We start from the raw sequence: 9,632 nt of genomic DNA, 5'->3' as shown, positions 1-9,632 counted from the left end.
TCGTCGCTACCATTATACCGAATTTGGGGAGGTGCCCGTTTTTTATTGTTTCAGAACCCCTGATGCTAAAGGGATTAGAATTATGAAATTAACTCGTTTAAATATTAATTCAAAAAAAGTAGGAGTGCCGTGACCTTTTATTCCCGGTGCAAAGATTTGTACTAACTCCCATCCTTCTTTTTCATGATCATAAACAACTTTATGATAATCTTCCTCAGGAGTTAGTGTCCATGTGGATAATTGAATTTTCACAAATTTATGTTCATACAAGATAACAACCTCCTTATTCTTACTTTTATTTACGTTTTTTAGTAATTTAAAGTTTCAAAAATATTATGAAGTAAACAGTTCGAGGGTTTTTCGAAAGAGAATGTGTAGAGAGGGTGTTCACTATGGATTTTTATAAATATTTCCATTTAGAACTGATTGATGCATGCGAATTCGCAAAAGATACTTAAACACTAGATAAATAGTGTTCAGTAAAATTATTGATCTTTTCGGGGTTTTATAAAGAATGAACTGAATACAACAGAAAGCCCAATAAAAATGAATATTATTGCAATAGATTTATTTGGAATAAATGAATTGTATTCGAGGGGACCAGATAATCTGCCTGTTCCGCTTACAAGCAAGAAGATACCTAAAATAAATATTATATATCCAATTTTAGAATGTGTACCGTCTGTTTTCATTGCATAACAACTCCTAATATATAGGTTAATAACTTATATAAGGATAACATAATTAGGTAATGTTTGAAAATATGGATTGATTCAATTACTGCACAATATGAGGAAAGAAGGTAAAAGAATATGAGTAATCAAACTTTATGCTGTGATTATTGCGAGAGCACATATCGGGAAGTACCTATTATCGAAAAACCAAAACGATTTGCTTTGAATCGAGTTTATGATTTAACACAAGTCAATTCGGATGGACGAGAAGTGGATAATATCTGCTTAGAATGCTTGAAAGAGCAAATTGATGATTACGGGATCTAAATTACACAACGTGAGTAAAAGAAAAAGCAGCAGCGTTTGCAGACGCTACAGCTCTTTAAGAGATGTTAAACCTTCATGTAAATTAATAATCTTCTAATTATTGTTTATATTGATCTTCCTCAAATACCTGTTTTATATTTAGAAATATTCTTTTCTTTTTCAAAAATAGAAGTATTCTGTTCATATTTTTTGGGATTAGATAACTTTTCAAGCTCTTGTATCAACATATCCTCTAAATCTATGGACTCTTTCATGTTTTCTTGGGTTTGTTTAACCTCCCTAACAAGTAATCTAACTAATTTTTGTCCATTCGATTTCACAAGATATGTACGTATATAACCATCTTCATATCTAGTTTCGAATTTAGGTTTGATATTTTTCTCGTTTTCGTCTTCGTCTTTGTCTTTATGTATATTTTCAATTCCAAATAAATCTAAGAGACTTTCATTTTTTATATTTTTATTTACCTCTGTTTTCAAATAATTTATTGTATTACTGGTTTGAATTTTCATTCATAATTCTCCTTAGAAATTAGTATTTTGTTACACTTAATTATAACCTTTAAAGTTAATAAATGGAGGTTTTATTATGAAAATTCGTTCAGTACTTTTAAGAGCATTAGTAGCATTAAAGTCTACATTGTTAACTCGCCCCAAAAAGGAGTTTTAACAACTTACCTTACTTTTTATTATTAATCATAATTCTTATAGCAACTGGGACTCAATACTACTGCACAATATAAGTATTAAACGAAAAAAGTTTGGTGGGGATATACCTACCAAACTTATGAATTAGTTAGATCGAGATCTTTTTAAAAATAATAAAGCAAGGACAATTATAGCAAGACCTATCCAAATAAATTTATATGGTAAAACAATTAAATTCCAAACAATAAAAACGATGTGGACTACAAGATCAAGAAAAAACGACAATAATAAACCTGCTTTCTTTTTAACCAAATTATAACATATTAGTAGATTCAAAAAATAAAAGCCGCAGCGTCTTCACACGCTACAGCAAACTAATGAACAATATGAGTAAAGAAACTAATATAGAGACACTCGGCTGGGAGTGATCCAAAGTTTAACTATAAGAGACTATTTAAACTTATCAACTTTCTTAACTTTCATTGAAGCTACTTCTCCACAATTCGTACAAATAGTCAAAATTAGTGGTGAACTCGAAAAATGGACCATATCGAGCTTAATGGGTTTTACATTTGCCATAGATCCGCCTAATTCACCTTGTGCAAAGGAATCACTACCACAAGCCTTACAAACTAATTTATTATTTTCCATGTTATCACCTCTTTATGTAATATATGTAAATTTTATCATGAAAATAGCCGCAGTGTCATCATACACAACAGCAACCAAATGAACAATATGAGTATTAAATGAAAAAAATAAAATCTATTTTTTATTAATTTGTTCTACTAACTTTTTTAAATTTAAATTTATTCAATATGCCACTGACGAAAATAAAGACAGCAAGGAATAGATGCTCCATTCATCGGACAACTCCTCATTTTTAACTTTATTATAATATGGAAAGCTGCAGCCTTTGGACACACAACAATTCAGATTTGAAAGACATTTGATGATTTCAACTGGATATATCTAGGGAATTAAAATAATGGTGGGATAGCAAACTGCAATGACGTTTGGGGCGTTGCATAAGGTCAAGCTATCCCGAAGTAAATATATGTAAACGCAATTAATAACATTCCAACTGTAAATATGGTTAAAAAGGGATTTTAAAATGACAAGGGCTATTATTAAACAAGCATTTTAGGTAGGCATCAGGTTAAATCCGTTATACATAAGTAGCGATTACTTTGAATATAAAAACGTACCTCTATTTAGGGATGTGATGTTTTAACAAAGGAATTTTAAGAAAAAAAGCGAAGATGATTAAGAATTAAATATCTAATAGGTGGTATGTAACTATGTTAACAAAATATCGCTCCAATACATATATTCCGGAAATGGTGAAGGCAAGTAAAATGTTAGCCCATAGACATGATTTCGAGTATTCTTGCTCAGACGAGGCAGGAAGATTGTTGTCAGTGCTTGTTGGTCAAATTACACATGGGACAATCCTAGAAGTCGGGACTGGCTATGGTGTAGGCAGTGCATGGATTCTTTCTACCATTGCACCAAACGTACAGTTTGTCTCAGTGGATCATGCAAAGGAAAAAATCGATGCTACTGCTCAAACACTTCGTCATCAGCAGGCTGAATTTTTAGTAGGTGACTGGAAAGAAGCGATAGCAAAAGGTCCTTTTCAATTTATTTTTGCTGATGCAGCTGCTGCTAAAACAATTGAAGGCGAACAACTATTGGAGGCATTAGCTGTTGGAGGTATGTTAGTTATGGACGATTTTACGCCAGAAGAACATTTTCCAGAAGAATGGAGAGGGAAACCTGATAAGGTCAGGGACTTTTGGTTAAATCATAAGGAATTAAGAGCTACAGAAATTTATTTAACAGCAACATCTTCTGCTATCCTCGCAACTAAGCTGAAAGGAAAAGAATTATCAAAGTAAAGAATCCATACATATTATATAATGATTTCTTTATGAAGAGGTGAATCATTGGAGAACATGCCAGAGGGCTATTCTTATGTCCCGCAGCCTATTCGGAAAGATGGGGCGGGGTGGGTTGATAAAGGGCCGAGAGATATTATGAGGGATCTGGAAAATCCTGATATGCTTGTCCCTCCGAAAACAGATGCTGGACTTGTACCAAATTTAAAATTCTCTTTTTCTGATACGCATATGGTTTTAAAAAATGGCGGTTGGTCTCGAGAAGTTACTGCTCGTGATTTACCAATTGCCACTACATTAGCAGGTGTCAATATGAGTTTGACACCTGGTGGAGTTCGTGAGCTGCATTGGCATCAACAAGCTGAATGGTCGTATATGCTTCTTGGTCATGCACGTATTACAGCGGTCGATCAAAATGGGCGTAATTTTATTGCCGATGTAGGACCGGGGGATTTATGGTATTTCCCGCCAGGAATTCCGCATTCCATACAAGGTCTTGAGGATGGCTGTGAATTTTTGCTGGTGTTTGACGATGGGCATTTCTCAGATCTAAGTACTTTTTCAATATCTGATTGGTTTGCTCATACTCCTAAAGATGTGCTGTCCTCCAATTTTGGTGTTCCAATGAGCGCTTTTAATCATATCCCGAAAGAACAGGTCTATATTTTTCAAGATAAGGTTCCAGGACCTCTAGACACACAAAAAGTACAATCCCCATACGGTACAGTCCCTCAAACTTTCAAACATAGCCTGCTTGCCCAGACCCCTATAAAAACTCCTGGTGGTAGTGTCAGAATTGTGGATTCAACAAACTTTCCTATTTCTAAAAATATCGCAGCAGCACTTGTCGAAATTAAGCCTGGTGCTATGAGAGAGCTGCATTGGCACCCAAATAATGATGAGTGGCAATATTACCTCCAAGGAAAAGGGCGTATGACAGTGTTTACAGCAAATGGTGTGGCTAGAACATTCGATTATCGTGCAGGAGATGTGGGATACGTGCCATTTGCAAATGGTCACTACATTGAGAATACCGGTACGGAGACATTATGGTTCCTTGAAATGTTTAAAAGTGATAGATTCCAGGATGTTTCGTTAAATCAATGGATGGCCCTTACTCCATCTGAGCTAGTACAAAGCAATTTAAACATTGGTCCTGAACTTGTTAATGTGTTAAGAAAGGAAAAGTGGCCGGTTGTAAAATATCCAGGATTTTCTTATTACCCAAGATGAGCGTATAGAAAAGCAGGTAGGAAAGAGACTCTTTCCCACCTGCTTGTTTTTAATATTGAAATTTATTTCTAGTAGCAAGTAGTATACCGATTGCTGGAACAGTACAAATAAGCATTGCTGCAAATGATAGTCCAGGCGAAATCTCGTATAAATAGCCACCTAAAAATGTAAGGATCGCTGTACTTAATCCCATTGCTAATGCAGAATAAAGGCCTTGTGCATTCGGAATTTGCTCCTTCGGCAATGTTTTTGTTAAATAGCCGATGAAAGCGAAATGCGCGAGAGCAAATGATAATGCATGTAATGTTTGAGAAGCGATAAATACCCATACATTCGGGAATAGGTAAATGAGTAGCCAACGTAATGATGAACCACTCGCTGCTAAAAGTAATAAAGAAGATGAGCGCCATTTTTTAAATAGTGTATCAGCCTTCATAAAGTATAAGATTTCGCAAATTACGGCGATGTTAATAATCATCCCCATGTAGAATGGATCAACATGTAAATCACCTAAATATATATAGCCGTAGCTGTAATAAGAAGCATGTGCGCCTTGCAACAGAATAACAACTAATAAAACAATAGGGAAGCCTTTAATTGTCCATAATGTTTTCATCGACAATGATTTTGCGCGTTGTTCTTTTGTCGGTACAACGAGTAACTCTTTTGGTGTAGCCATTTGTTGCATCAACAGCATACCGATCAGGCCGACCACCATACTCCAAAAGATAATGTTATTGCCAAAAGCACCTGTTAGCATACTAATGATTAATACTGCAATGACAAAGCCAAGGGAACCATAGGAGCGGCTTTTACCATAGTGTACATTTCCATGCTGTACGAGCGTTGCCGCACTACTTTCAACGGCAGGTAGCAGTGCTGGATAGAAAACGCTAAATAAAAGGGTAACAATAAGAAGCGAGATAAAGCTCGTGCTTAGTAAGTAAAATAAAGTTGTGATTAGGGCACCTATTGCTAGAATACAAACGAGTCGTTTTTTGTGCACATATTTTGCAAGCGTCGGGAAGAAAAATAGATTTGAAGTTGCTCGTGCTAAAAGACCGCAGCCCATTATGACGCTAGCCTGTGAGACAGTAAGATGTTTGGCATCTACAAGCCAACCAGTCCAGTAAGGTAAGAAAATACCCCATGTAAAGAAAAATGCAAAGAAATTTTGAGAAAGCCATCGTTGATTGTTCATAAATTTTCCGTACCTCCAATTTAACTATGTTGAATAATAGCACGTTCATCGGTACAATAATGTGAGATATCTCACATTTTTCAAGAGGAGAGAGTGAAAAAATGCATATACTGACAGCTGAGGAACGTTCATACTATCTCGATAAATATCCAATTGATGATTTTTTCTCATTTGATATAAATCCATTTCTGGAGGTATGTAAGTTTGACAAAGGCGAATGGATTTTTCAAGAAGGGTCATTTCCGGATACGCTATACTACATGATTGAAGGGAAAGCGAAAATATATATGACGCATAAAAACGGCAAGGTCTCACTTATCGAATACCCAGAGCCACCGCGTTTTATGGGTGAAATTGAGTTGCTTAATGAGGCGAGATATACGAAGGGGATTCAGACAGTAACCGAGACGATTTGTTTTTCGATTACGCAGTCCTGCAAAGAAAAGTTACTCACGGATGTACTATTTTTACGTAAACTTTGTGTGTTTTTAGGGGAAAAGTCGACCAAAATGACGTCAAAATATACACAAAATCAAGCGTATCCACTTGAAAATCGACTTGCTGCCTTTATCCAATTATCGTCAGATCAAGGTATCTATAAAGAAAAGCATACGGAAATCTGTGAATATTTAGGGGTTTCCTATCGGCATTTATTATATGTACTGGCGCAATTCTGTGAAGAAAAAATTTTAGAAAAGAGAAAGAATGGCTATCACATTGTGAATGAAAAGCGACTTTCCGAATTGGCACAGGAGATACAGTGAGGGATACTACAGCTTATTGTATTCACTTTTTTTAATCAACCAGCGTGCAATCTCCTTGCCGCTATGGTAGAAGTTAATCTCATCGACTCGCTGGTTTTGTACGGAGATATTTAGGGTTTCGTCTATAACGCCAAAAGGTATAACCCTTATACATTGGTGTTTGTTAGGTGAAAATCTTTTGTGCTTTGCCTTAGCTTCCATGTGAGCTTTAGCAGATTTTTGTGCATTTTGGAATGGACAAGCAAGTAATTCTCCTTGTTCCAATGTTGTGCTTGGTGAATAACAATTACTTTTCATTCAACATGCCCCCTTTGTCGTTAGTGTTATTGTACAAGATATGCGGTCGGAATAGTCTTCATTTACAATGCTTTAACGAAAACTTAAAGTTTTGTCAGTCAATTATGTCTTGGCATAATTGCGTCTGGAGGCTATAACTTCTTTAAGAGGACGTTTGTACATACTCTGAAAGAAGTTGCATTAGTAAAATGTAACCGTATTCATGCCATTAACGAATAGAAATCATAGAAAACTTGTATAATTCCAAGAGAAAAACACGTACTCAAACTATTGTGAATTTTCCTGACAAAACGTATTATTGTAATTAGATTTAACGTGAAAGGTTTCACAGAGTCACGTAATCGTGAGGAGGAATTTTTAATGAGTGCAATTCGAGTAGGTATTGTAGGTTATGGAAATTTAGGGCGCGGAGTAGAGTATGCTATCTCGCAAAATCCAGATATGGAATTAGTAGCGGTATTCACACGTCGCGATCCTTCAACTGTAAAAATTGCAAGTAATGCAAGTGTATATTTAGTAGATGATGCTGAAAAATTTCAAAATGACATTGATGTAATGATTTTATGTGGTGGCTCAGCAACAGATTTACCTGAGCAAGGACCACACTTTGCACAATGGTTTAATACAATTGATAGCTTTGATACGCATGCGAAAATTCCTGAGTTTTTCGAGGCAGTCGATGCAGCAGCTCAAAAATCTGGAAAAGTATCAGTCATTTCAGTTGGCTGGGATCCAGGTTTGTTCTCATTAAATCGTATACTTGGGGAGGCAGTTCTACCAGTGGGCACAACTTATACTTTCTGGGGAGACGGTTTAAGTCAAGGACACTCAGATGCTATCCGTCGCATCGAAGGTGTTAAAAATGCAGTACAATACACATTACCAATTAAAGAGGCTGTAGACCGTGTTCGTAACGGTGAAAATCCTGAGCTGACAACGCGTGAAAAACATGCACGTGAATGCTGGGTTGTTCTTGAGGAAGGTACAGATGCTACAAAAGTTGAGCAAGAAATTGTGACGATGCCGAACTATTTTGATGAGTATGATACTACAGTAAACTTTATTTCTGAAGAGGAATTTAAAGCAAACCACACTGGCATGCCTCACGGTGGATTCGTAATTCGTAGTGGTGAAAGCGGCGCTAACGAAAAACAAATTCTTGAATTCTCATTAAAGCTTGAAAGTAATCCAAACTTCACTTCTAGTGTTCTAGTAGCTTTTGCACGTGCAGCTCATCGCTTAAATCAAGCAGGAGACAAAGGTGCAAAAACAGTATTCGATATCCCATTCGGTCTGTTATCCCCAAAATCAGCTGCTGAATTACGTAAAGAACTTTTATAATATACTTATTCAAAATCCCGATTATCATATTATTTGATAATCGGGATTTTTTTAGCAAGTCTAATCCCAAGCACGTCAATATGTATAGCGTAGCCATGGTGTAAACAATACAAAGTTGACCCACAATATATCGGACAACAAATTACTTGAGGTCCAATCATGACAGGAAGTACATTCGATTCTACACCGGGTGGTAAAGGGAACTTGGACTACAAAGCGAAAACTCCTCTCATGATTTTTCTTAGCAACAGTTGCGATACTTGAGTTTTTGTTTAAATAAGACAAATTATTGTTATTTGGTAATAAATTATAATTTATGGTTAAATAAAACTATTTTGACCCGATATACTATGTGGTTCGTATTTAATTTCTATTAATATAGGCTGAAATTAAATATATTACGGTGCTGGTATAAATGTATTACCAACGAAAGCTTTCTTAACTAAATTGGAATAAACGATGAGGTGAATGAAGTGCAAATTATTCTTCTGTATGAAGCTGCAGTTAGGGAGTACCATAGACAAGAGGCGCTTAGCAATCCTAACCTTGTAAAGGGGCAACCACTTGGCGGAAAAAATGAAATTGAAGTTGAACGTGATGGTAAAGCATATACACTCACTCTATCTGATGAAGTAAAGTATTTAAAAGCTATGACAGAGAAAGAAATCGCAAAGATGGACATGCGATCGGTAAATCCTGATCCTTCCGATATTTTTTCGTATCGTCCACAGGATCAGTGGCTTATTTTTAGTCAATATTTGAGTGACACGGGCTTTTTTACGGGCAAAGAATCACACACAATTGACGACATAGAAAATATGCTGGTAGACATAACGGACGGTCTAGATAATTTGGATATATCCCAGATGAAAGGAAGGGATATTAAAGTAGGACGGACGCCAATTACACAAGAATTAAGTTCTACAGAAGCACAGTTGGAACTTGCTGCTTCAACAGCTGCTTTAAAATTTTTTAGTGAAAAGTATTTAACAGGTGATATGAAACAGGGCTTCGATGACTTAATCGATCAATATGTTAAACATAATGAAAGCCGTGTGATAAATCATGCTTCTCAAGAAGAAAAGTTTTATAGAGGACGTGCGAAAGTATTTGAGATGCGAGGTATGGATACTTCATCTTTAAGTGCTGAACTTGAGACTCCCACCCCTAAAGGGACAAGCTGACTAATGTCAGTGGGATTCCTGAGTAACTATGCGTTCGCAGTCCATTTCTGTTTTGAACAGTTC

At 36.0% G+C, this 9,632-nt stretch carries 12 protein-coding genes; 6 read left to right on the top strand and 6 right to left on the bottom strand.

Features of this window, described 5'->3' with window-relative positions:
* Window positions 1-42: 42 nt before the first annotated feature.
* Entirely contained in the window at window positions 43-270 is a 228-nt protein-coding gene (locus tag ACQKOG_RS26775; RefSeq protein ID WP_427448581.1) for a DUF4177 domain-containing protein, read from the bottom strand.
* A gap of 215 nt (window positions 271-485) precedes the next feature.
* Entirely contained in the window at window positions 486-692 is a 207-nt protein-coding gene (locus tag ACQKOG_RS26770) for a hypothetical protein (protein ID WP_143999067.1), read from the bottom strand.
* A 120-nt stretch (window positions 693-812) separates the two neighbouring features.
* Here ACQKOG_RS26770 and ACQKOG_RS26765 point away from each other — a divergent pair, with 120 nt between their 5' ends.
* Window positions 813-1,001 carry a hypothetical protein gene (locus tag ACQKOG_RS26765; protein WP_370076612.1) on the top strand — a complete coding sequence of 63 codons (189 nt, stop codon included), beginning with the start codon at window positions 813-815 and terminating at the stop codon, window positions 999-1,001.
* A 119-nt stretch (window positions 1,002-1,120) separates the two neighbouring features.
* Here ACQKOG_RS26765 and ACQKOG_RS26760 read toward each other — a convergent pair whose 3' ends face one another.
* Together ACQKOG_RS26760 and ACQKOG_RS26755 are read right to left on the bottom strand one after the other, a co-directional pair.
* A complete protein-coding gene (locus ACQKOG_RS26760) occupies window positions 1,121-1,513 on the bottom strand; it encodes a hypothetical protein (protein ID WP_402874406.1) in 393 nt (130 codons plus the stop codon).
* Window positions 1,514-2,098: 585 nt separating this feature from the next.
* A complete protein-coding gene (locus ACQKOG_RS26755) occupies window positions 2,099-2,299 on the bottom strand; it encodes a hypothetical protein (protein ID WP_427448580.1) in 201 nt (66 codons plus the stop codon).
* A 650-nt stretch (window positions 2,300-2,949) separates the two neighbouring features.
* Between ACQKOG_RS26755 and ACQKOG_RS26750 the strand changes: the two genes are divergently transcribed.
* Both ACQKOG_RS26750 and ACQKOG_RS26745 read left to right on the top strand, forming a co-directional pair.
* Entirely contained in the window at window positions 2,950-3,549 is a 600-nt protein-coding gene (locus ACQKOG_RS26750; protein WP_427448579.1) for an O-methyltransferase, read from the top strand.
* A 57-nt stretch (window positions 3,550-3,606) separates the two neighbouring features.
* Complete coding sequence (locus ACQKOG_RS26745; protein ID WP_402874463.1) at window positions 3,607-4,782, top strand: oxalate decarboxylase family bicupin; 1,176 nt, start codon at window positions 3,607-3,609, stop codon at window positions 4,780-4,782.
* A 49-nt stretch (window positions 4,783-4,831) separates the two neighbouring features.
* Here the strand turns inward: ACQKOG_RS26745 and ACQKOG_RS26740 are convergent, their stop codons facing one another.
* Window positions 4,832-5,983, bottom strand: coding sequence for an MFS transporter (locus ACQKOG_RS26740; protein ID WP_427448578.1), 1,152 nt, complete (start codon window positions 5,981-5,983; stop codon window positions 4,832-4,834).
* Between the two features lie 101 nt (window positions 5,984-6,084).
* Between ACQKOG_RS26740 and yeiL the strand changes: the two genes are divergently transcribed.
* Complete coding sequence (gene yeiL / locus ACQKOG_RS26735; protein WP_370076602.1) at window positions 6,085-6,747, top strand: transcriptional regulator YeiL; 663 nt, start codon at window positions 6,085-6,087, stop codon at window positions 6,745-6,747.
* 6 nt (window positions 6,748-6,753) lie between these two features.
* Here yeiL and ACQKOG_RS26730 read toward each other — a convergent pair whose 3' ends face one another.
* Entirely contained in the window at window positions 6,754-7,044 is a 291-nt protein-coding gene (locus ACQKOG_RS26730) for a hypothetical protein (protein ID WP_402874418.1), read from the bottom strand.
* A gap of 360 nt (window positions 7,045-7,404) precedes the next feature.
* On the opposite strand from ACQKOG_RS26730, the gene ACQKOG_RS26725 reads away from it, so the two are divergent.
* Window positions 7,405-8,385: a diaminopimelate dehydrogenase gene (locus ACQKOG_RS26725; protein WP_370076598.1), complete on the top strand. Its 981-nt coding sequence runs from the start codon at window positions 7,405-7,407 to the stop codon at window positions 8,383-8,385.
* A 473-nt stretch (window positions 8,386-8,858) separates the two neighbouring features.
* Window positions 8,859-9,569, top strand: a complete 711-nt coding sequence (locus tag ACQKOG_RS26720; RefSeq protein WP_370076596.1) for a hypothetical protein — start codon at window positions 8,859-8,861, stop codon at window positions 9,567-9,569.
* Window positions 9,570-9,632 lie beyond the last annotated feature (63 nt).

The sequence above is a fragment of the Lysinibacillus sp. NPDC093216 genome, from assembly GCF_050280325.1.
Lineage (GTDB): Bacteria > Bacillota > Bacilli > Bacillales_A > Planococcaceae > Lysinibacillus.
Note: the sequence above shows the minus strand (reverse complement) of the source record. Positions and strands in the feature narration are given on the sequence as shown.

Coding starts and splice junctions, on each gene's coding strand:
- ACQKOG_RS26760 (WP_402874406.1), bottom strand. CDS start 1,513: ATGAAAATTCAAACCAGTAATACAATAAATTATTTGAAAACAGAGGTA.
- yeiL (WP_370076602.1), top strand. CDS start 6,085: ATGCATATACTGACAGCTGAGGAACGTTCATACTATCTCGATAAATAT.
- ACQKOG_RS26755 (WP_427448580.1), bottom strand. CDS start 2,299: ATGGAAAATAATAAATTAGTTTGTAAGGCTTGTGGTAGTGATTCCTTT.
- ACQKOG_RS26725 (WP_370076598.1), top strand. CDS start 7,405: ATGAGTGCAATTCGAGTAGGTATTGTAGGTTATGGAAATTTAGGGCGC.
- ACQKOG_RS26765 (WP_370076612.1), top strand. CDS start 813: ATGAGTAATCAAACTTTATGCTGTGATTATTGCGAGAGCACATATCGG.
- ACQKOG_RS26740 (WP_427448578.1), bottom strand. CDS start 5,983: ATGAACAATCAACGATGGCTTTCTCAAAATTTCTTTGCATTTTTCTTT.
- ACQKOG_RS26750 (WP_427448579.1), top strand. CDS start 2,950: ATGTTAACAAAATATCGCTCCAATACATATATTCCGGAAATGGTGAAG.
- ACQKOG_RS26745 (WP_402874463.1), top strand. CDS start 3,607: ATGCCAGAGGGCTATTCTTATGTCCCGCAGCCTATTCGGAAAGATGGG.
- ACQKOG_RS26770 (WP_143999067.1), bottom strand. CDS start 692: ATGAAAACAGACGGTACACATTCTAAAATTGGATATATAATATTTATT.
- ACQKOG_RS26730 (WP_402874418.1), bottom strand. CDS start 7,044: ATGAAAAGTAATTGTTATTCACCAAGCACAACATTGGAACAAGGAGAA.